Annotated in this window: 11 protein-coding genes; 3 read left to right on the plus strand and 8 right to left on the minus strand. The window is 71.2% G+C overall.

Features of this window, described 5'->3' with window-relative positions; all coding sequences use genetic code 11:
* Positions 1–369 (minus strand): 50S ribosomal protein L14, encoded by a 369-nt coding sequence (rplN, locus tag ABZ382_RS15990; RefSeq protein ID WP_033090674.1) that lies wholly within the window; start codon positions 367–369, stop codon positions 1–3.
* Between the two features lie 301 nt (positions 370–670).
* On the opposite strand from rplN, the gene ABZ382_RS15995 reads away from it, so the two are divergent.
* Positions 671–2,719, plus strand: a complete 2,049-nt coding sequence (locus ABZ382_RS15995) for a M13 family metallopeptidase (protein WP_357089129.1) — start codon at positions 671–673, stop codon at positions 2,717–2,719.
* A gap of 101 nt (positions 2,720–2,820) precedes the next feature.
* Complete coding sequence (locus tag ABZ382_RS16000; protein ID WP_357089131.1) at positions 2,821–4,857, plus strand: M13 family metallopeptidase; 2,037 nt, start codon at positions 2,821–2,823, stop codon at positions 4,855–4,857.
* Positions 4,858–4,876: 19 nt separating this feature from the next.
* On the opposite strand, the gene ABZ382_RS16005 is transcribed toward ABZ382_RS16000, so the two are convergent.
* The 3 genes from ABZ382_RS16005 to ABZ382_RS16015 are packed head-to-tail and all read right to left on the minus strand — an operon-like array spanning position 4,877 to position 7,568.
* Complete coding sequence (locus tag ABZ382_RS16005) at positions 4,877–5,212, minus strand: MmcQ/YjbR family DNA-binding protein (RefSeq protein WP_357089132.1); 336 nt, start codon at positions 5,210–5,212, stop codon at positions 4,877–4,879.
* Between the two features lie 35 nt (positions 5,213–5,247).
* Positions 5,248–6,597, minus strand: coding sequence for a SagB family peptide dehydrogenase (locus ABZ382_RS16010; protein ID WP_357089134.1), 1,350 nt, complete (start codon positions 6,595–6,597; stop codon positions 5,248–5,250).
* The gene (locus ABZ382_RS16015) at positions 6,594–7,568 is read right to left on the minus strand and encodes an ABC transporter substrate-binding protein (protein WP_357089136.1); all 975 of its coding nucleotides are present in this window, start codon (positions 7,566–7,568) and stop codon (positions 6,594–6,596) included. Before ABZ382_RS16015 ends, ABZ382_RS16010 begins: the two co-directional genes overlap by 4 nt.
* Before the next feature lie 209 nt (positions 7,569–7,777).
* On the opposite strand from ABZ382_RS16015, the gene ABZ382_RS16020 reads away from it, so the two are divergent.
* Positions 7,778–8,875: an AMP-binding protein gene (locus ABZ382_RS16020; RefSeq protein ID WP_357089137.1), complete on the plus strand. Its 1,098-nt coding sequence runs from the start codon at positions 7,778–7,780 to the stop codon at positions 8,873–8,875.
* Between the two features lie 61 nt (positions 8,876–8,936).
* Here the strand turns inward: ABZ382_RS16020 and ABZ382_RS16025 are convergent, their stop codons facing one another.
* The 4 genes from ABZ382_RS16025 to ABZ382_RS16040 are packed head-to-tail and all read right to left on the minus strand — an operon-like array spanning position 8,937 to position 23,022.
* Positions 8,937–13,487 (minus strand): amino acid adenylation domain-containing protein, encoded by a 4,551-nt coding sequence (locus tag ABZ382_RS16025; protein WP_357089140.1) that lies wholly within the window; start codon positions 13,485–13,487, stop codon positions 8,937–8,939.
* Positions 13,484–18,547 (minus strand): amino acid adenylation domain-containing protein, encoded by a 5,064-nt coding sequence (locus tag ABZ382_RS16030; protein ID WP_357089142.1) that lies wholly within the window; start codon positions 18,545–18,547, stop codon positions 13,484–13,486. Before ABZ382_RS16030 ends, ABZ382_RS16025 begins: the two co-directional genes overlap by 4 nt.
* Before the next feature lie 19 nt (positions 18,548–18,566).
* Entirely contained in the window at positions 18,567–21,722 is a 3,156-nt protein-coding gene (nbtC, locus tag ABZ382_RS16035) for a nocobactin polyketide synthase NbtC (protein WP_357089144.1), read from the minus strand.
* Complete coding sequence (locus ABZ382_RS16040; protein ID WP_357089913.1) at positions 21,715–23,022, minus strand: polyketide synthase; 1,308 nt, start codon at positions 23,020–23,022, stop codon at positions 21,715–21,717. The genes nbtC and ABZ382_RS16040 overlap by 8 nt, the downstream gene beginning before the upstream one ends.
* Between the last annotated feature and the right edge of the window lie 4 nt (positions 23,023–23,026).

A 23,026-nucleotide genomic window follows, 5' to 3' on the forward strand; every position in this document is an offset into this window, starting at 1 on the left:
TTACAGCACCTCCGGGGCCAGCGAGACGATCTTCATGAAGCGCTTCTCACGCAGCTCACGGCCGACCGGGCCGAAGATGCGGGTGCCACGCGGATCGTTGTCCGCCTTGATGAGCACCGCGGCGTTCTCGTCGAACTTGATGTACGAGCCATCCGGGCGACGACGCTCCTTGACGGTGCGCACGACGACGGCCTTGACGACCTCGCCCTTCTTGACGTTGCCGCCGGGGATGGCGTCCTTGACAGTGGCGACGATGATGTCACCGATGCCGGCATAGCGACGCGACGAACCACCGAGAACGCGGATGCAGAGGATCTCCTTGGCACCCGTGTTGTCGGCGACGCGCAGTCGCGACTCTTGCTGAATCACTTCAGCTCCTCCTAGACCTGGACGAAATGCACGCCGGATTGCCGACCCGACGGGCATGGTCAGTTGCCCCTCAACGCGCGCCTGCCAGCGGTTTTTCACCAAACTGGGAGAACAACCACTGTGGGTTCGCGGCCGAAGTGCGGGCATAGCTCCCGCAGGCAACCGGAACAGTTTAGCGAAGGCCCAGGTCGTACCCAAATCAGGGGGTTCGGCGCGGATTCAGGGGTTCCTCAGCCGGGTCCACTAGCGTCGGCTCGAGCAACGTACGAGCGATCCGATTATCCGGTAGAGGAGATTCGCGTTGACTTCCGAGCGTCCTGCTCTCGACCGCCGTGGCTTCCTGATCGCGCTGGGGCTGGTGCCCGCCGCCGCCGTGCTGGCCTCCTGCAACAAGAACGACGCCCAGGCCGGGAAACCGACCAGCCTCATCGGGCCCGATATGGCCGGATCGGATCCGGCGATCCGGCCGCAGGACGACCTGTACCGGTTCGTCAACGGGAAATGGCTGCGCGAATACCAGCTGCCGCCGGACAAGTCGACCTTCGGCACCTTCGACGAGGTGCAGGAACGGGTGGAGCAGCAGCTCAAGGAGATCATCGAGGGGATCCGCGACCCGAAGGGCGGATCCGACGCACAGCGGATCCGCGACCTCTACGACGGCCGCATGGACAAGGACGTCATCGAGCAACTCGGCATCACGCCGCTCAACGATCTGTTCGAGCAGATCGACCGGGCCGCGACCAAGGCCGACCTCGCCAAGGTGATGGGCTCGCTGCCCGGGGTCGGACTGATCGGGATCGGAGTGGGACCCGACCCGAAGGACTCCAACGCCTATCTGGCCGGGGTCTCGCAGGCGGGGCTCGGGCTGGACGAGCAGTACTACCGCAAGCCCGAGAACGCCGACAAGCTCGCCAAGTACCGGACCTACATGCAGCGCATCGCGGCCGGCGCCGGGTTCGCCGACCCCACCGCCCTGGCCGACCGGGTGGTCGACCTGGAGCAGCGGATCGCCGGATTCCATTGGGACAATGTGAAACTGCGCGACACCGACGCCACCTACAACCTGAAGACGTGGGCCGAGCTGACCGCGCTGGGGCCGCAATTCGATTGGGACCCTTGGCTGGCGGGCACCACCGACCGGCCCAAGGACCTGTTCGGCAAGGTCAATGTGGACGTGCCGTCGTTCATCACGGGCGCGGCGCAACTGTGGGCTCAGGTCGACATCCCCGCCTGGCGTGAATATCTGAAGCTGGGGCTGGTGCGCGGCTTCGCCACCTATCTGCCCAAGGCCATCGCCGACCCGAACTTCGACTTCTTCGGCCGGGAGATGGCGGGCCTGCAGCAGCGGCCCGACCTGTGGAAGTCCGCGGTGTCCACGGTGAACGGGGCGGTCGGCGAGGCCCTCGGAAAACTGTACGTGGACAAGCACTTCCCGCCCGAGGCCAAGAAGCGGGCGCTGGAGATGGTCGGCGATCTGCGCGCGGCCTATCGGGACAACTTCAAGAATTCGACCTGGATGTCGCCGCCCACCCGGGAGGCGGCCATCGCCAAGCTGGAGAAGATCGACGCCAAGATCGGCTACCCGGACAAGTGGGAGGACTACGGCAAGCTCACCGTCACCCGCGGCCGGTTGATCGAATCCCTGCGCGCCTCCGCGGCCTTCGACGCCAACCGCATGTTCGACCGGCTGGGGACGCCTGTGGACAAGTCGGAGTGGAGCATGCCACCGCAGACGGTGAACGCCTACTACAACCCCAGCGGCAACGAGATCGTCTTCCCCGCGGCGTTCCTGCAGCCGCCGTTCTTCGATCCGAACGCCGCGCCCGCGGTGAACTACGGCGCGGGCGGCGCGGTCATCGGCCACGAGATCGGGCACGGCTTCGACGATCAGGGCGCGAAGTTCGACGGAGACGGCAACCTGAAGGACTGGTGGACCCCACAGGACAAGGCCGCCTTCCAGGCCAAGACCGAGCAGCTCATCGCGCAGTACAACGTGCTGGTGCCGGAGGGTCTGCCCGCCGATCAGCATGTGAACGGGGCGCTCACCGTCGGCGAGAACCTGGCCGACCTGCGCGGACTGGAGATCTCGCTGGCCGCGTACCGCATGGTGCAGCAGCGCGCCGGGACCGCGACGCCCGACTACAAGCCGATGTTCGAATCCTGGGGCCGCACGTGGCGGACCAAGATGACCGACCAGGCGCTGGAACAGCAGCTCGCCGATGATCCGCACTCGCCCGCGGAATTCCGGTGCAACCAGGTAGTGCGCAATCTCGGCGAGTTCTACGCGACCTACGACGTGAAGGAAGGCGACAAGGCGTACCTGCCGCCGGACCAGCGCGTCACCCTCTGAGCGATCGGCCCGAGCGATCGGGAGGCTCGCGACACCCCGCGCGGGGCAGCCTTCCCCGGTAGCCTCGCGTCGGTAATGCAGCTTCACGAGAGGTAGTGCCTGTGACTTCGTCGGGTTCGGCGCGCTTGGATCGTCGCGCATTCCTGCTCGCCCTCGGGCTGGTTCCGGCCGCGGCCGCCTTGGCCTCCTGCAGCAAGGGTTCGGCGGCGAAAACGCTGACGGGACCGGATCTTTCGGGAGCCGACGAGGCGGCCCGCGTGCAGGACGACCTGTACCGGTACGTCAACGGCAAGTGGCTGCGGGAGTACCAGCTGCCGCCGGACAAGCCCGCCTTCGGTGCGATCAGCGAGGCCAACGAGCGCACGCTGAACCAGCTGCGGGAGATCATCGACGGGATCAAGGACCCGGAACCGGGTTCGGACGCGCAGAAGATCCGCGACCTCTACGACGCGCGCGTCGACTGGGACACCGTCGAGAAGCTCGGGATGTCGCCGCTGCAGGAGCTGTTCGACCAGGTCGACAAGGCCGCGACCAAGCCCGACCTGGCGAAGGTGATGGGCGCGTTGCCGATCGGCGGGCTGATCGGGATCGGCGTCAGCATCGACCGCAAGAACTCCAACGCCTACATCCCCGGGATCGGGCAGTCCGGGATCGGGCTGGAGGAGGACTACTACAGCAAGCCGCAGTACGCCGAGAAGCTGAAGGGGTACCGGGTCTACCTGGAAGCGATCGCCAAGGGCGCCGGGTTCGCCGATCCGAGCGGCATGGCGCAGCGGATCCTCGACCTGGAGACCCGCATCGCGGCCGTCTTCTGGGATCGGGTGCGGCGCCGCGACGCCGACGCCTCCTACAACCGCATGACCTGGCAGCAGCTGACCGAACTCGGCCGCGGCTTCGACTTCGAGCCGTGGCTGGCCGGATGCACCGACCGGCCCAAGGACCTGTTCGCGGAAGTGGTTGTCGCGCAGCCGTCCTACATCACCGCGGCCGGGCAGATCTGGGCCGACACCGATATCGCGATCTGGCGGGACTATCTGAAGCTGTCGGTGGTCCGCGCCTACGCGCCCTACCTGCCGATCGCGATCAACGACGCCTACTTCCAGTTCGCCGGACGGGTCATGCGCGGGCAGCAGGAGCGGCAGGAACGCTGGAAGTACGGGGTCAACCTGGCCACGTCGCAGCTGCCCGAATCGCTGGGAAAGCTGTACGTGGACAAGCACTTCCCGCCGTCCGCCAAGGACGAGGTCAAGCGGATGGTGGACGACCTGCTGGCCGCCTACCGCGAGAACTTCCGCAACTCGGCCTGGATGACGCAGCCCACCCGGGACGCGGCGCTGGCCAAGCTGGACAAGATGCGGGTCAAGATCGGGTACCCGGACAAGTGGGACGACTACTCGAAGCTGACCATCACCCGCGGCAAGCTCATCCAATCCCTGCTCGCCATCAACGCATTCAACAACAAGAAGGACTGGGACCGGCTCGGCACGCCGGTCGACAAGTCCGAATGGGGCATGAGCCCGCAGACGGTCAACGCGTACTACTCGGCGACCAATAACGAGATCGTGTTCCCCGCCGCGTATCTGCAGCCGCCCTACTTCGACAAGGACGCGCAGCTGGCGGTGAACTTCGGCGCGGTCGGCGCGACCATCGGCCACGAGATCGGGCACGGGTTCGACGATCAGGGCCGCAAATACGACGGCGACGGCAATCTGCGGGACTGGTGGACGCCGGAGGACAAGGCCGCCTTCGAAGCCCGCGCGGCCAAGGTGGTCGCCCAGTACGACGGCCTGGTGCCCGAAGGGGTGACACCCGACAACAAGGTGAACGGCAAACTCACGCTCGGTGAGAACCTGGCCGACCTGCGCGGACTCCAGATCGCCCTGGCCGCCTACCGGCTCGCCGAGCAGCGCGCGGGCAACAGCAACCCGGACTACCGCACCATGTTCCTGTCCTGGGCCCGGGGCTGGCGGGCGAAGCAGACCCCCGAGCTCACCGCCGAGGGTCTCTCCGACACCCACTCCCCCGACGAATTCCGGTGCAACCAGGTCGTCCGCAACCTGCCGGAGTTCTACAGCACGTTCGGCGTCACCTCCGGCGACAAGCTCTTCATGCCCGAGGACCAGCGCGTCACCTTCTGACCCGCGCGGACCCGGCCGCTCAGGCCGGGTCCGTCAACTCCCGGGGCGCGGCCTGCCGCCACGAGTCGGTGACGATGGCGTCCAGCTCGTCGCGATCGTCCAAGGCGGCCAGGCGAACCCGGACCCAGGCGTTGCCCGCCTCGTGCGGGGCGATCCAGAACTTGTCCGGCTCGGCCCGCACCAGTTCGTCGCGGTCGGCGATCGGGCACCGGACGGCCATCGAGGTCTCGTTCTCGGGCAGGGTCAGGAACAGTTTCCCCGCGACCCGGAAGGTCGGCGTCTGCCATTCGAACTGCTCGGAGGTGCGCGCCAGCGAAAGCGCCACCGCCCGAACATCATCCCCGGTCACCGTCATGCGATCGATCCTCCCAGGCGGGTCCGACAACCGGTTCAGGCGGCGGGGGTGCCCAGGATGACGCTGCCCACGTTGCATTCCTCCAGTTCGGAGACGCCGGTGGCGGCGGTGAAGGCGGCGGTGTCGGAGAAGCCCTGGGCCACCGCGCCCAGACCCATGGCGGTGGCCGCCAGGTAGAGGGTCTGCATGAGGACGCCCACGTGTTTGAGCATATTGGCGTAGGCGACCGACTCGTAGGACCACATGACCCGGCCCGCGCGCGCCGAGATCAACAGCAGCAGTTGGGGTTCGGAGGCGTTGGCCAGGGTCGCCGTCGTGGTGCGGAGCAGGCGCTCGACCTCGGGGGAATCGGCGGGGGCCACCGGGCGCAGGACGTGCTCGAAGGAGTCGTAGTGGTACATGGCGGGGGGCAGGCCCTCGACATTGCGGACCACCGGGTAGAGCTCCAGTTCGTGGACGCCGCCGCCCGAAGGGTAGGGGCGGGACGGGAGTTCGCCGCCGTCCGGAGTCCGTTCCACCGAGCGGGTGCGGGCGGTGCGGTAGAGCAGTTCCGCCAGCTGGGCCAGGGTGATGGGGTTGCGGTCGTCGAAGGCGCGGTGGGAGCGGCGGTCCTCGACCACGGCCGTCAGCGACGGGTCCGAGGCGCGCAGCGCGGCCAGATCGGGGGCCGGGAGCGCGATCGGCTCGCCCGGGTAGGCCGGACGGTGCGCGGGGAGCTGCGGGAACTCGTCCTTCGCCCACGCCGTCGGGCCGAAGTTGTCCCAGGTGACCGTGCGGGAGCCCAGCGTGCTGCGCCGGTGGAACCACAGGTCGGGGGCGCTCCAGCTGCGGGTGGTGAACTCGCCGGACTCGGCGGCCGGGTCGGCGGTGAAGCCGCCCCAGGCCAGGTCGGCGGCGATGCGGGCCGAAAGATGCTCGGGCAGGCCGAGTTCGGACGGGCTCGCACCGCCCGCCAAGGCCAGCAGGCGCGGGTCGTGCACCCGCAGGTCGCACCAGGAGGCGGGGTGCTCCAGCACCAGGCCCTCCGAATCACGGTGGATCACCGTGAATTTCGAGAGCGGGGCCGCCGCCGCGCCCGCCGGACGGGCCGGCGGGGTGGCGAAGGGGCGCAGGGTGTAGAGGTCCCGATCGCCGTCACGGACGGTGACCTCCAGCCAGCCCGCGCCGGTCAGGCGGTCGAGCAGCGGTGTCACCGAATCGGATTCGGGCTCCAGCTGGGTGAGCGTCGCCGGGCCGCGGTTGAGGGTCTTCAGCGCCTGGCTCTGCGGCGCGGTCAGGCCCGTCAGCTTCTCGTTGCGGGGCGGGTTCAGCAGGACCGCGCCGCCCGGCATCGTCAGACAGGTGACGCCGGGGCGCAGGGCGTAGCGGTGGTCGGCGCGGGTCATTTGGCGGCGTTGGCCAGGGCCGGTTCGAGCTTGTCGAGCAGGTAGGGCAGCGCGAGCGGGGTGGGCTGGTTGATGGCGCTGATCTCCTGCACGGTGAGGAAGACGATGGAGTTCTTCTTCACCGAGGGCAGGTCGTTGTACCCCGGCAGGGCGCGGTACTTCTCGTCCAGGCCCGGCGAGTAGCCGGCCAGCAGCAGGTCGGCGTTCAGCTCGTCGAGGCGCTCCGGCGACAGGGCCAGGCGGCCGCCGTTGCCGCCCTGCTCCACCAGGCGCTGCGGGATGGTCATGCCGAGCTGGGTGAACAGGCGGCTGGATCCGTCCTTCGGGTCGGTGAGGACCATCAGCTGCGACGGCCCGGCCAGCCAGGAGCTGATGAAGGTCTTGCCCTTCAGGCCCGGATTGCGCTGGGCGATGCCGTCGATGCGGCCGTTGAGGTCGGCGACCACCTTGTCGGCGGCGGCGGTCTTGTGCAGCACCTGGCCCAGCGCGTGCACCTGGTCGGCCCACGGGGTCACGGCTTCCTTGGTGAGGCCGGGCAGGGTGGGCGCGACCTTGGACAGGTCGCCGTAGGTCTTGGCGTCGGCGATGAACGGGTCGGCCAGGATCAGGTCCGGGTTCAGCGCGGCGACCTGTTCGGCCAGACTGCCGGTGGTCGAGAGGGCCTTGGACTGCGACAGCGCGGCCGGCTCCCAGGGCGGGGCGCCCTTGCTGAGCACCGCGATGTTGTCGATGTAGCCGACGGGGGTGACGCCCAGCGCCTGCGTGGTGTCGAGCCACTGGTTGCCCAGGGCGACGATGCGGGTCGGGGTGCCCTCGACCGTGGTCTGGCCGTGCGCGTGGGTGATGGTGACCGGGGCGCCGCCGCCGGAGGCGGTGTCGTCGGAGCTGGATCCGCAGGCCGTGAGCCCGAGCGCGAGCAGGCCTGCGACCGCCGCCAGGGCGGCCCTTGCGGTGAACGACCGCGACTTCATCGTGCTCTCCTTCTGCTCTGCCCGACCGGATCGACCGAGCGCGCCCGGCCGAATCGGCCGAGCGGTAGGTGAGCCTAGCCTAATTTTCTCCCGAGTTGCAGACCGTTGTCGCCGATTCGATCCCCGAAGGGGTGGCCGATCGTGCCCTTCATGGATTAGGTTAGGGTTGCATAAGTTAGTACCGGGGGTTTGGAACGATGGAGCGTGCGGTGCCGGATTCACTGTCCGCCGTCGAGCGTCACCGGCTCGCGGACGAATGGGCCAATGGGGTCGAACTGTACGACGTCCCCTCAGTTTCCATGCTCATCGACTGCGGACGCCGCGTGCCGTCACTGCGCACCGCCGTCCGCTGCGGTGGGCACATCCTCACCTATGCCGAACTCTACGAACGGCTCGACGGCGGCGTGACCGGCACGGCCGGACCCACCCTCGACGATCTGGCCCGCATCCTCTGCGATATCGCGAGCGCCGCCGAATTCGGCACGGTGCTGGCCGAACTGGGCCCCACCGGCACGGGACTGAAGCCGGTCGCGGTGGCCGCGGCCGCCGACGACCGCCGCGCGGTGGCCGCCGATCAACGCTCCTGCCAGATCGACCGGGCCTACGGTTCGCCGGATTCGCGACTGCTGGCCACCCGCTGGGACACCACCGACGCCGCGGTCGAACTGCTGGCCGCGCTGGCCGACGGGGCGACACTGGTCCTGGCCACGGCCCCGCAGCGCGCCGACGCGGGCACCCTGGCCGAACTCATCGCGCTGAGCGCGGCCACCCACGTGGTGGCCGACGCCGATACCCTGGCCAACCTGGCCTTCCTCCCCTCCCCCGCGCTGCCCACCGTGCGCCGCTGGGACGTGTTCGGGAACGACTGCCCGGCCGCGCTGTCGGCCCTGCTGCACGAACTGGCTCCGGGCTCCTGCACCGGATTCGCCTACACCACACCGGAATACGCGGGCGTGGCGGCGCGTGGCCCCCTGGACGGTTCGGGGCGGGTGCGGCCGATTCCGGGCGCTCGGCTGCTGGTGCTGGACGATGCGCTGCGGCTGGTGCCGCCGGGGCGGTCCGGCCGTGTGTACCTGGGCGGTTCGGCGCTGGCGCTGGAATTGGACGACGCCGCCGAAGGATTCGTCAACGACCCGTTCGTGCCGGGCGGACGCCTGGCGCGGACCGATATCCACGGCGGCTGGACGCCCGACGGCTGGCTGCTGCTCGATCTGGAAGGATCCGCCGCTCCCGCGGCGCTGTCGGCCATCGAGGCGAGGCTCTCCATGCCGCATCACGGTCACCGCGGCGAATCCGCCGCCGCCTGATTCCTTCTCGGATACCAACGGCCGCCGACCTTTTCGAGGTCGGCGGCCGGTTTCGTCTCGTCTACCGCTGGGCGGCGGTCGCCAGCGCGGCCAGGCTGCGCTGCCACAGTTCGGTGAGGCGGGTGGCTTCCGCCTCGGTGAACAGGGTCTCGCTCCAGCGCCAATTCGTGGTCAGCTGCGGGCCTTCCGGGGTCGAGCCGATGCCCGCGATGACATCGAGGGCGTAGCGCAGCGGCAGCTCCGGTTCCGGGTCCAGCGGCAGCGACTCGTTGAGCGGGCCGGTGAGCAGCGACCACGAGTCGGCGGCCTGGCCGCTGAGGTCCACGCGGCCCAGGTAGTTGAACTCGACCTGCGGGTGCCGCGCGGTGGCCAGCTCCGGCACGCCGGTGGTGTAGCGCAGCAGGCCGTAGTCCAGGCCGCCGTTGGGGATGGCGGACAGCTGCGCGGTCACCGCGTCCAGCAGGGCGCGCGCCGCCGCCGGATCCTGTTCGGCGCGTTCGATGTCCACCGTCGCGCCCGCGCCCAGCCGGACCGGGAAGACGGTCGTGAACCAGCCGAGAGTGTTGCTGGTGTCGGTGCCGAGCAGGTCGTCGGCGCGGCCGTGACCCTCGAGCGCGATGAGCGCGCCGTGCGCGGGATCCTGGGCGCGCTCGCGCCGCCAGCTCGCCAGGGTGACGGTGAGGGCGGTGAGCAGGAATTCGCGCACGCCTTCGTCCCGGGTGAGGGAGGCCAGCACCCGTTCGGTCACGGGGACCGGGGTGACGGCCGTGGCGACCCGCAGCGACGACCAGGTGTCGGTGTCCGGGTACGGGATGCGGCGGCCGATGGCCGGGTCGGGGGCATCCAGCTGATCGCGCCAATACGCGCTCTGGGACAGGATTTCCGCCGACTCGGCGCGCTCGGCCATGCGCCGGGAGAACTCCCGGTACGAGGTGGACTCCGGCAGCGCGGCGCCCTCGCCGAGGGCGGCGATCAGCAGGTGCCACGACACCACGTCGACGGCGAGGTGGTGGATGGTGAGCAGCAGGACATCGCCCTGATCGGTGCCGGAGAACCAGGCCGCGCGCACCATATCGCCGGTGCGCGGGTCGATCTCGTCCATCAGGACCCGGGCCACGCTGTGCACGGCCTTGGCGGTGTCGGCGGGATCGGTGATGTGGGTGAGGATGTCGGCCGCCCGCACCGTGCCGGGCGGCGCGGTGACCAGGCAGGCGCCGTCCTCGGTGTCGGTGAGGCTGGAGCGCAGCGTGTCGTAGCCGTCCAGCACGCCCTGGAGCGCGGCCTCGATGCCCTGCCGGTCGATGCCGGTGGGCAGGCGCAGCAGCGCGGTCTGGGTGAAGCGGCGGTAGTTGCCGTACTCGTACATCCACGACACCACCGGAAGCGGTCGCACCGCACCGTAATCCGCGACCTTCTCGGCGGCGGCGGTCTCGGCCGCGTCGAGGGCGGCGGCCAGTTCCCGGATGGTGGGGGTGGCCAGGACCATGCGCGGGGTGAGGGTGAGACCGCGGCGGCGGGCCTTGTTGACCAGGGAGATGGCGACGATGCTGTCCACGCCGAGGGCGAAGAAGTCGTCGTCCACGCCGGGTGCGCGGCCGTCGAAGAGCTCGGCCAGCAGTTCGGCGAGTTCCTTCTCGGTGGCGGTGCGCGGCGCGGTGTCGGAGCCGGTGTCGGCCAGGGCGGCCTCGGCCAGCCGGGTCAGGGCGGGACCGTCGAGCTTGCCGTTGGCGTTGACCGGCAGCTGCGGCAACGCGAGCACCCGGGCCGGAATCATGTAGGCGGGCAGGCTCTCCGAGAGCGCGGTACGGGTGCGCATCGGATCCACGACCCGATCCGCCCGGCCGACCACGAAGCCCACCAGGCTCGCCCCGCCCGCCCGGCGGACCACGGTGACGGCCGCGGTGTCCACACCGGGCAGCCGGCGCAGCGCGGTCTCGATCTCGCCGATCTCGATGCGGTAGCCGCGCACCTTGACCTGCGCGTCGGCGCGGCCCAGGTAGCCGAGGCCGCCGTGCGGCAGGTGCCGGACCAGGTCGCCGGTGCGGTACATGCGGCGGCCGGGCCGGAACGGGTCGGCCACGAAACGGTCCGAAGTCGTTGCCGCGCGGCCGATGTAGCCGCGGGCCAGCTGCGGACCCGACAGGTACAGCTCGCCGACGACGCCGCCGGGGACCGGGCGCAGCATGGAATCCAGGACATAGCCCGACATTCCGGCATTCGGGGTGCCGATGGTCGGCGTCTCGAACTCCGCGATGGGGGCGACCACGGCCTCGACGGTGGTCTCGGTCGGGCCGTAGCAGTTGTACACCGCGGTCCCGCCGCGTCCGCTGCTGGCGCTGAGGGCCAGTTCGCGGAGTCGCGCCCACAGGGCGGCGTCGATGGCCTCGCCGCCCAGTGCCAGCACCGGCAGTTCGCGGTCGACCAGTCCGGCGGCATTGAGCTGCGCGAACATCGACGGGGTGGTGTCGATCATGTCGATGTCACTGGCGATCATGCCCGCGCACAACCGGTGCGCGTCGCGCATCTCCACGGCGTCGAACAGGTGGATGGCCTGCCCGGCCAGCAGACCGACCATGGGCTGCCAGGAGGCGTCGAAGCTCAGCGACCAGGCGTGCGCGATGCGCAGCGGGCGGCCCAGCCGCGCCATGGCCGGACGGTAGACGCGGTCGCGGTGATCGGCGAAGTAGGCCATGAGCGCGGCCTGGGTTCCGGCGACGCCCTTGGGTTCACCGGTCGAGCCGGAGGTGAAGATGAGGTACGCGAGCTGATCCGGGTGACGGACGACCCGTGGGGTCGCGACGTGCTCGCCCGAAAGCGCATGCGCGACAGGGGAATCGTCCAGCACCAGCACGGAACCGGTCAGCAGGGTGCCCTCGGGATCGAGGTCGCCGCGGGTGGCGGCATCGGTGACCACCAGCGCCGGGTTCGCCTGCCGCAGGATCGACTCGACGCGGGACGCGGGCAAGGTGGTGTCCACGGGTACGTACGCGCCGCCCGCGGCGAACGCGGCCAGCAGCGCGATGATCGAGCGCGGCGAGCGCGGCATGACCAGCGCGACAACGCTTTCCGCGCCGACACCGCGTCCGGCGAACTCGACCGCCTGCCGAGCGGCCAGCTCCCGCAGCTCCCGATAGGTCAGCCGGAGTCCGGAACTGTCCTGGAGCGCAATGGCTTCCGGTGTCGCGGCGACCTGTCGCTCGAACAGCTCCCACACCGAATCGGCGGGCTCGGCCGGGTCCACGCCCGGCGTCTCGGCGGCGGCGAACGCGGCGCGTTCGGCATCGGTGAGCACGCTGAGCGCATCCGGTGTGGCCGTACCGATTCCGGGCAGCTGACGCAGCACGGCCAGCAGCCGCTCGCCGAGGCCGTCGGCGGGCAGGTACGGCAGGGCGGCGGGCATGGCCTCGAACTGGACCAGCAGTTCGTCGCCGCTCATGTGGGCGACCACGGTGAGCGGGTAGTGCGCGAGGGACTCCATCTCGACCGGCCGGAACCGGGCCCCGTCGGGGGCGGTGACGGTGCGGATGGCGTCGTCGATGGGCGCGTTCTCGAACACGAACAGGGTGTCGAACAGGGTGCCGTGCCCGGCGGCGCGCTGCACCGACGACAGGCTCACGTGGCCGATGTCGCGCATGGCCGCGCATTCGCGCTGCAGGCGCGCGCACTGCTCGACCACCGACAGCTCGCGGTCCAGGCGGTGGGTGACGGGCACGGTGTTGATGAACAGCCCGACCATGCCCTCCACGCCCGGAAGCTGGTCGGGGCGACCGGAAATGGTGGTGCCGTAGACGACGTCGCGGCGGTCGGTGAGGCGGCCGAGCAGGACCGTCCAGGCGAACTGCACCGCGGTGTTGAGCGTCAGGCCGTGGGCGCCCGCCCAGGACCGGACGGCCTCGGTGTCGGCGGCCGAGAGCAGCAGCCGGGTCTTCTCCGGCACCGCGTCGGCGGCGATCGGCGCGCCGCCCGCCAGCAGCAGCGGGCCGGTCAGCTCGGCCAGGTAGTCGGTCCACCGCTGGGTGACGGCCGCGGTGTCCTGCGCGCCGAGCCAGGCGATGTAGTCGCGGTAGGGACGCGGTTTCGGCAGTGCCGCGACGGATCCGCCCGCCTGGTAGACGGCCAGCAGTTCGGTGAAGTAGATCGCCACCGCCCAGCCGTCCATCAGGATGTGGTGGGCGGTGAGGATCATGCGCCGCGCGCCGGTCTCGGGCACGGTGAGCAGCAGCACGCGCAGGGCGGGGCCGCGGCTCAGGTCGAACGGGACTCGCCGTTCGGCGGCGGCGAGGTCGTCGAATTCCTCGGGCCGCGCGTCCTGTTCGGTCCACGGCATCTCGGCGTGGGCGGGCACGATCTGCACCGGCCGAGGCACGTTCTCGTCCCAGAACGCGGCGCGCAGGTTGGGGTGGCGGTCCAGCATGGCCTGGGCGCTGCGGCGCAGCAGGCCGGTGTCGAGCGGGCCGTCGATGTCCACCACGAATTGCATGGTGTACAGGTCGATTCCGTCGCCGGCGAGCCGCGACAGCGAGAACAAACCCTCCTGTAGCGGGCTCAGCGCGAGGACGTCCTCGATCCGCGGCGGGGCGGCGGCGCTCGGGGTTCCGGCGGCGGCGGTCATCGTGCTCCCCAGGAGGCGGTCAGGGCGGCGAGGGCGTCGGCGTCGAGGCCGGAGGCGCTCATCGGTGCGGATTCCTCCTGTGGAATCGACTCCGCTTGCGCGGCAACGGGTTCGGCGGCGTCGACCGCGGCGGCCAGTTCGGCGATGGTGAGGTGCTCGAATACCAGCTGCGGGGTGAGCGCCAGGCCGAGCGCGGTGGCCCGGGCCGACCACTGGATGGAGATGACGCTGTCCCCGCCGAGGGCGAAGAAGTTGTCGTCGGCCTCGACATCGTCGATCTCGAGCAGCTCCTCGAGCAGGTCGATGAGGGCGCGCTCGGTGGCGGAGTGGTCGCCGGTGGCAACCGCGAGGGTCCGCGCGGCGGGCGCGGGCGGCGCGAGCAGCCGTCCCAGGTCGGCGACCGGCAGCACCTCGAGCTCGACCACGGTGCGGTCGGGCGCGGTCGCGTACGCCTCCAGGGTGGTGACCAGTGCGGACCCGATGAGCCGCACGGTCTCCGGCTCGTACAGGTCGGCATTGGCGACCACGCGCACGGCCAGTCCGCCGTCGCCGGTGACGTTCACCGAGATATTGAGATCCAGGAACGACACGTCGAAGTCGACGGGCAGCACAGTGGCGGTGGTGGCGCCGGCCACGGTCACCGTCGCCGGGGCCCAGTCCGCGCCGCGGAAGTGCAGCATGCTCTGGAACAGCGGATTGCGGGAGCGGGAACGCGCCGGGTTGAGCGCCTCCACCAGGCGTTCGATCGGAAGTTCCTGGTGCGCGTGGGCGTCCAGCACCACCTCGCGTCCCCGGCGCACGGTGTCGCGCAGGGTCGGCGTGCCGGACAGGTCGTTGCGCAGCACCGCCATATTGGCGAACAGGCCGACCAGCGGCGCGGTGGCCGGGTCGACACGGCTGGCCACCGGGGTGCCGAGGGCGATGTCGGAGCCGCCGCCCAGCTTGTGCAGCAGGGTCGCGACGGCGGCCTGGTAGACCATGAATTCCGTGGCGCCGCAGGCTTCGGCGAGGGCCGCGAGCCCGGTGCGCAGGGCCGCGGGGGCGGCGAAGGTGGCGACCTCGCCGCGCTTGCCGAGCACCGCGGGCCGGGCCCGGTCGGGCGCGACGTCGATCTGGTCCGGGACGTCGGCGAGCGCGCCGCGCCAGTGCTCGAGCTGCGCCCGGCCGTAGTCGCGCGCCGCGGAATCCGTTCCCGGCCCGAAGACGTCGTGCTGCCACAGCACGTAATCCGCGTACTGCACGGCGAGCGGGGTCCACTCCGGAGCCCGGCCGCCCTCGACGCGGGCGCGGTAGGCGGCGATCAGGTCGTCGAGCAGGATGCCCAGCGAGGCGTGGTCGGCCACGATGTGGTGCACCAGCAGCGACAGCACCTGGGTGCTCGGGTCGAGCACCAGCAGGCGGGCGCGCAGCAGCGGCTCGGATTCGACGGTGAAGGCGTAGCGGCCGATCTCGGCGAGTTCGTCCGCCAGCAGTTCGGGGTCGACACCGGTCACCTCGAGCGCGACCTCCCCGGCCGCCCGGATCTCCTGGTATGGAATGCCGTCCTGCTCACCGAATCCGGTGCGCAGCGCCTCGTGCCGGGCCACCACGTCGGTGAGCGCGGCGCGCAGCGCGGGAATGTCGAGGCCGCCGTCGAAACGCACGGCGAAGGGCAGGTTGCCGACCGCGCTGGGGCCCTCCATGCGGTACTGGAACCACATGGCCAGCTGCGAGTACGACAGCGGCAGCCGCTCCGGGCGCTCCCGCTCGGTGACGGCGGGGCGGCCGGAAACCGGTGCGGGGACCACGGTTTCGACCGGCTCGGCCGTTTCGTCCTCGTCGTCCATGGCGTCGAGGTCGATGCCGAACTCGTCACGGAACCGCGCGACCAGACCGGCCGCGAGACCGGCCGGGGTCGGGGTGTCGAACACGATCCGCACATCCAGCTCGACACCGAACTCCGCGCGGATCTGCGCGACCAGGCGGGCCGCCAGCAGCGAGTGGCCGCCCAGCTCGAAGAACGAATCGTCGGCGCCGACGACCGGGACGCCGAACAGGTGCGAGTAGATCCCGCACAGGCGGCGCTCGGTGGCGGTGGCGGGTGCGCGGTGCACGCGCTCCACGGCCGGGGCCGGGGCGGGCAGGGCGCGCTTGTCCAGCTTGCCGTTGACGGTCAGCGGGATCTCGTCGATCACGGCGAAAGCGCTGGGCACCATGTACTCCGGCAGCGCGGCGGCGGCCTGGGCGCGGACCTGCTCCACGTCCACGGTCGCGCCGGCGGCGGGCACCAGGTAGGCGGCCAGCTGGGCGCCGACTGCCGGATCCTCGGTCACCACGACCACGCAGTGGCCGACGGTCGGGTGCGCGGCCAGCGCGGACTCCACCTCGCCGAGTTCGATCCGGAAGCCGCGCACCTTCACCTGCTCGTCGGCGCGGCCGACGAAGTCGATCTCGCCGAACTCGTTGCGGCGAGCCAGGTCTCCGGAACGGTACAGACGCGCGCCCGGGGTGAAGGGGTCGGCGACGAAACGGCTCGCGGTGAGGGCCGGGCGGCCCAGGTAGCCGCGCGCCAATTGCGCACCGCCCAGGTAGATCTCGCCGACCACACCGGCGGGCACCAGCTGCAGGGCCTCGTCGAGCAGGTAGGCGTGCACGTTCTGATTGGGGACGCCGATCGGCACGATCCCGGTGCCCTGCGGGCCCGACACCGGCTGATGGGTGGCGCACACGACGGCCTCGGTCGGGCCGTAGTGGTTGCGCAGTTCGGCGTCGAAGACGGTCGCGAACTTGTCGGCCACCTCGCCCGGCAGCGCCTCGCCGCCGACCGGGACGTGACGCAGCGCCCGCCACTCGCTCACCTCGGGCAGCAGCAGGAAGGTGCTGAGCATGGACGGCACCATGTGCAGCACGGTGACGCCGCGGCGGGTGATCAGGTCGGCGACGTAGCGGATGTCGCGGAACGCCTCCGGCTTGGGCACGATCAGGCGCGCGCCCAGCGCGAGGGTGACGAAGATGTCGAGCAGCGAGGCGTCGAAGGACACCGAGGACGACTGCAGCAGCACGTCTTCCGACGTCATGCCCCATTCGGCGGTGAAGCTGACCACATGCTCGGCGATCGCGGCGTGCGAGACCGGGACGCCCTTGGGCTTGCCCGTCGACCCCGAGGTGTAGATGACGTAGGCCAGGTTGGCCGGCAGCAGCGGGCGGACGCGGTCGGCGTCGGAGGGGTCGGTGTCGGGCAGCCCGGCGGCGGCCTCCTCCGCGGCGTCGAGCTCGACCCGGCCCAGCACCAGCCGCGGGGCGGCGTCGGCGACCAGGTAGTCGATGCGGTCGTCCGGGTAGGCGGGGTCGATGGGCAGGTAGGCCGCGCCCGCCTTGAGCACGGCGTAGACGGCCACGATGAACTCGACCGAATTGCTCATGCGCAGGGCGACGATGTCCTCGCCGCCCAGGCCCTCACGAATCAGCCAGTGCGCCAGGCGGTTCGCGCGGCGGTTCAGGGCGGCGTAGGTGAGTTCGGTGTCGTCCGACACCAGGGCGAGGGTCTCGGGTCCGGCGGCGACGGCGGCCTCGAACAGGTCGACCATGGTGGTCTCGTCCGAGGGCACTTGCGCGCCGCGCGACTGCTCCAGGATCGTGGTGCGGTCGTCGCCGCCCAGCATGTCGAGGTCGGCGAGGCGGGCGGCGGGCGCGCTCAGCGCCCGATCCAGCAGGCGCACGAAGTGTTCCAGCATGCGCCGCACCAGCGGCTCGGACAGCACGTCCACCTGGTACTCGGCCTCGAGCACCGCGCCGTGCGCGCTCTCGGTGACGACGGCCAGGGCCAGCGGCACCTGCGCGGTCGGCGCGCCCAGCTCGTCCAGCTGCACCGTGGAGACCTCGCGCAGCGCGAAACCGTCGGCGCTCTTGCGGACGCTGAAGCCCAGGCGCACCAGCTGATCCATGCCGTCGCGACCGGCGACCCGCTCCGGGTTCACCTCGCGCACGACGCGGTCGATGCCGACGGCCTGATGCGCGAACGCGTCCAGGCAGGTGCGCTTGGTGGACTCGAGCAGACCGGCGAAAGTCTCGGTGCGGGCGAAGGTCTCGCGCAGCAGCAGGGTATTGCCGAAGTAGCCGATGAGCTGTTCGGCGGCGGCCGAGCGGCGGTTGGTGACCGGGATGGACACCAGGAAGTCCTCGGCGGCGGTGTAGCGCTGGATCAGCGCGGCGTACCCGGCGAGCAGCACCATGAAGGGGCTGGCCGCGTGCTCACGGGCGAAGGCGTCCACCCGGTCGAGCAGGTCGGCGGGCAGCGCCACGGTGCAGCGGTCGGCGCGCTTGGACGGTGCGGCCACGGCCGCGCCGGGTAGCTCGAGCGGTTCGGGCAAGGGGCGCAGGGTGTTCCGCCAGTAGGCGATGTCCGCCTCGTCGTCGGCGGGGGCGTCGAGGACCTCGAGGTCGACGAACTGCGCGGGCGGGGTGGCCTGCGCGGCGCCGTTGTAGGCGGCGTTCAGGTCGGTGAAGAACACGCCCCAGGCGTCGTCGTCCCAGCAGCCGTGGTGCGCCGACAGCAGCAGCACCCACTCCCGGGTTCCGGTGCGCGCCAGCGTGATCCGCAGCGGCAGTTCGGTGGCCAGATCGAAGGGGCGGCCGAACTCGCGGCGGGCCAGCACCTCCACCCGCACCTCGCGGGCGGACTCGGCCAGGTCGGTCAGATCGTGCGACTGCCAGGGCAGGGTGATCTCGTCGGTGAACACCTGGAAGGGCTCACCGTTCTCGTCCACACCGAAGGTGGTGCGCAGCACGTCGTGCCGGGCGAACACCGACGCCACCGCCTGCCGCAGCCGCTCCTCGTCCAGCGCGCCGGTCAACCGGTACGCCACGCAGATGTTCAGCGTGGTGTCCTCGGGATCGCGGGTCTGCAGGAACCACATGCGGCGCTGACCGGCCGACAGCGGCCGCCGCTCCCCCGCCGCGGTACGGCGCGCCGGGGCGGCGGTGCCGACGGCCAGGCCCTGCTCGGCCAGCTTGCGCCGCAACAGTTCCCGGCGGCGGTCGGCGACGGAGGTTCCGGCCACGGTGGCATCGGTGTCTGACATGAAATCTGGCCCCTAGCCCTTAGTTGGTGTTCGCTGCCATGAGCAGCACGACATCGTCGAGTGACGCGCCGCCGAGAATCGCGGCGACCGGCAGATCCCGGTCCAGCGACGCCTGCACGCGCTTGCGGAAGTCCAAGGCCTGCAAGGAATCCAGGCCCAGGGCGACCAGCGGCACCGAACGGTCGATGCTGTCGCCGGTGTCGATGCCCATGACGCGTTCCAGCTCGGCGAGCACCTGATCCGCCAGCGGACGGTCGGCCACGACGGATGCGGACGCGGCGGGAGCGACGGGCTCCGGCGCGACGGCCTCGGCCTCGGCCACGACGGGCGCTTCCGACTCCGCGGCGACGATCACCGGGACCGGTTCCGGCTCCGGCACTTCCGACAACACCGACGCCTGACCGAACGCGCCCATGACATCGCGCAGGAACGGCCAGTCCGCGGAGATGACGATGGCGTCCGTCGGCTGCCCGGTGAATCCGGCGGCGATGGCGTCGGCGGGACGCATCGGGAAGACCCCGGCGCCCTCGACCCGCGCCATGCCCGCCTCGTCCAGCGGACCCGCGACACTCCACAGGCCCCACTCCAGCGACGAGCAGTCGATGCCGCGCTCCCGCACCCGGCGGGCGAGCACATCCAGCATCCGGTTGGTGACCGCGTACAGGATCTGCCCGCGCCCACCGAGGGTCGCCGCCATGGACGAGCACAGCAGCACCCGGCCGGTCGCGCTCAACGGCACCGCGTCCAGCACGGCTTCCAGGCCCAGCACCTTCGACGCGGCGGCCGTGGCCACCATGTCGGCGGTGATCTCCTCGATGCCCGCGTCCACGTAGTTGACGGCGGCGTGGACGAGCAGGCTCACCGGCAGCTCCCCCAGCCTCGACACCAGGCGCGCCACGTCGGCAGCGGCATTCACGTCACAGGCCTCGACCACGATTTCGGTGGCTCCGGCGGCCCGCACCCGCGCCACATCCGCGGCGGCCGCACCGGATTCGCCGGACCGGCTGACCAGGGTGACCCGGCCCGCGCCCTGTCGGGCGAAATGCTCCGCGAACAGCAGGCCGAGCTTGCCGGTGCCGCCCACGATCAGCACGTGATCGAGATCGGCGGCCGCGCCCGGCTCGGACTCGTCGGCCACCAGGCGCTTGGCGAAGACCTTCCCGCCGCGCAGCGCGACCTCCGGCTCACCGGCCGTATGCAGCGCCGCCACCATCCGATTCGACTCCGCGGTCCCGGCGTCGGCCGCGAGATCCAGGTGCCGGAACAGCACGCCGGGCTTCTCCACACCGACACACCGGAATCCGGAGGCCACCGCGCCGTGGAACAGCTGCGGCAGCTGGTCCTCGGGCACCACGTGCTCGCCGCCGACCGTCACCAGCCAGCAGTCACCGCCCGGGCGCAGCGCGTCCAGCGCGGGCAACCAGGCTCGCCCGGCGAAGAACTCGCTCAGCTCGGCGATGGCGCCGGCGCTGGAGTCCTCGCTCAGCGCGGGCCACAGGACCACCACGCTGTCGAAGGATTCGGCCGACGCGTTCGAGTCCGGCGTGGTAGCCGAGTCGCCACCGGAGGCGGGCCCGGCCGGGTTCAGCACGGTAGCGGTCGCGCCGTAGCGATCGGCGGCGGTCAGCAACGCGGCGAGCCGATCGGCGCAACGGCCGCTCGGGTCGACGAAGGCCAGGCGGCGCGGGGCGGTCAGGGAGCGGCGCTCCCACGGCGTCCACTGTTCCACCAGGCGTTGGGGTTTCGGCACGGCCGGGGCCGGGGCGGTCACCTTGTCGGGGGCGTAGCCCGGGTTCGCCCACAGGCGCTTGGGGTTCATGACCGTGTGCGGGAAGTCGCGCAGCGGCAGCGCCGGGGCGGCGTCGGTGCGCAGGGCGTTCCAGTCGTAGCCGAGGTCGTGGACCGCGACGGCTGCCAGGTTGCGGGTGAACTCGCGCAGCGTGGTCGCCGTGCGCAGCGAGGTGCCGAGGACCTTGAAGTCGCGGGGGCTGCGGGCCGGGTCCGGGGGGACCAGGGTGAGGTTTTCCTGGAGGGCCAGCTGCAGCACCGGATGCTCGACGACCTCGATGAGGGTGTCGATGCCGTCGCGGGCCGCCGCCACCACGGCGCGGTCGAAGCGGACGCGGTTGCGCAGGTTCCAGTACCAGTACTGTTCCTGGATCAGGTCGGCGGTGATGGGCGCGCCCAAGGTCGCGCCGTAGCACGGGATCTCGGTGTCGAGGAAGGTCGCGCTGCTCATCTCGCCGCCGAGGAAGCCCTCGAAGTCCTCGCGCAACTCGGCCACGATCGAGGTGTGAGCCGGGTAGGCGACACCGATCTCGCGGGCGAACTGGCCCTGGGCGGTGGCCGCGGCGACCATATCGGTGATGGTCTCGCGGTCACCGGAGATGGCCATGATGTGCGGGGCGTTGACCACCGACAGCTCGGCCCAGCCGGAGTTCCGCGCCAGCAGCGCCTCGCAGTCCTCGCGATCCATGGCCAGCACGGCCATGGAGAACCCGCGCGGGGACAGCCGCTCGACCAGGCGCGCACGATGGGTGACCACCAGTACGGCGTCACGCACCGACATCACCCGTGAGACCGCGCCCGCGGCCAGCTCACCCTGGCTGTGCCCGACGGTCGCGGCGGGCTCGACGCCCGCGGCCCGCCACATGGCGGCCAGACCGGCCATGTGGAACATCAAGGCGGGCTGCACTTCCCACACCGTGTCCTGGTACTGCCCCTCGGAGCCGAGCAGGTAGTGCAGCGGCTGGTCGTGGCCGAAGCGTTCGGCGTGCAGGCCCGAGCATTCGTCGACCGCCGCCCGATAGGCCGGGGACAGCTCGTAGTACAGCTTGCCCATGCCGGGGCGCTGACTGCCCTGGCCGGGGAACACGAAACCGATCCGGCGCGCGGTGGCGGGACCCTCGCCCGCCACCACCGCGGCGTGCGCGGTCCCGGCGGCGACGGCGCGCAGCGCGTCGAGCAGTTCCTCGCGTCCGGTGACCATGGCCAGCGCCCGGTACCGGCGGGCGGTGCGGGTGCGGAACAGCATGTCCGCCACCCGTTCCGGGGTGACCGCGGGCCGCGACTCCAGGAAGTCCAGGATGCCCGCGGCCTCGGCGCGCACACCGTCGGCGGTGTCGGACGAGAGCAGAACGGGGATGCTGCCATCGGGCAGCCGGTGGCTACACATCGCTTTCCTCCAGCTCGGGCAGGGCGACCAGGGCGTGCGCGTTGGTACCCGCGACACCGAACGAGGACACGGCCGCGTAGCGCACACCGTCCACGGCGGACCACGGCTCGAGCTCGGTGGCGAGCCGCAGACTGGTGGCGCCCCAATCGATTTCGCCGGTCGGGCGCTCGGCGTGCAGGGTGGGCGGGATCTGCCCGTGCATCCCGGCCAGCAGCACCTTGATCAGGGCCAGCAGACCCGAGGCCGCCTGCGCGTGACCGGCATTGGACTTCACCGAGCCCAGACGCGGGGTGTCGGCGCGCTCGACGCCGTACGTCGCGGCGAGAGCGGCCAATTCGAGCGGGTCGCCGACCGGGGTCCCGGTGCCGTGGCCCTCGATGAGCCCGACCTGCCCGGCGGTGATGCCGGACACCGCCAGGGTGTCGCGGATCAGTCGTTCCTGCGCGGCCGCGCTGGGCACCGCGATCGGCGCGCCCTTGCCGTTGTGGTTGACGCGCGAGCCCAGCAGCCGGCCGTACACCCGGTGCCCGAGCGCCCGCGCCCGCGATTCCCGTTCCAGCACAACGACTCCCGCGCCCTCACCCCAGAGGGTTCCGGTGGCGTCGGCGGCGTAGGAGCGGCAGTGGCCGTCGGAGGCCAGGGCGTTGTTCTTGGAGAACTCGTAGAACGCGCCCGGCGAACCCATGACGCACACGCCGCCCGCCAGCGCCCACTCGCACTCGCCCGCCCGGATGGCGGCGGCGGCCTGGTGCACGGCGGTGAGCGCGGACGCGCACGCGGTGTCGACGCTGATCGAGGGCCCGGTCAGGCCCAGCCCGTGCGAGATGCGCCCGGCCACCGCGCCCAGCGCGGTCCCGGTGACCCGGTAGCCGCTGTGCTCGTTGACCGAGGCCACCCGGGGCCCGTACTCCATCACGGAGACGCCCATCCAGCAGCCCGCCGAATCGCCCTCCACCGTGGCGGGATTGATCCCGGCCTGCTCGAGCGCCCGCCAGGCCACCCGCATGCCGGCCCGCTGCTGCGGGTCCATGGCGACCGCCTCGCGCGGGGTGATGCCGAAGAACAGTGGATCGAACTCGGTCGCGCCGGTGAGGAAGCCGCCCGCGTCGGGGACCGCGCCCCAGCCGTCCTGGGCGCCCAGGCCCAGCAGTTCCGCCAGCGGCCAGTCCCGGTCCCGCGGGAACGGTCCCAGCAGTTCGCGACCCGAGGCCAGCGCCGACCAGAATTCCGCGAGGGTGTCCACGCCGCCGGGCGCCTCGATACCCATGCCGACGATCACGATCGGATCGCCGGAGTCCACGCCG

This window comes from Nocardia sp. NPDC005825, assembly GCF_040630175.1.
Taxonomy (GTDB): Bacteria; Actinomycetota; Actinomycetes; order Mycobacteriales; family Mycobacteriaceae; genus Nocardia.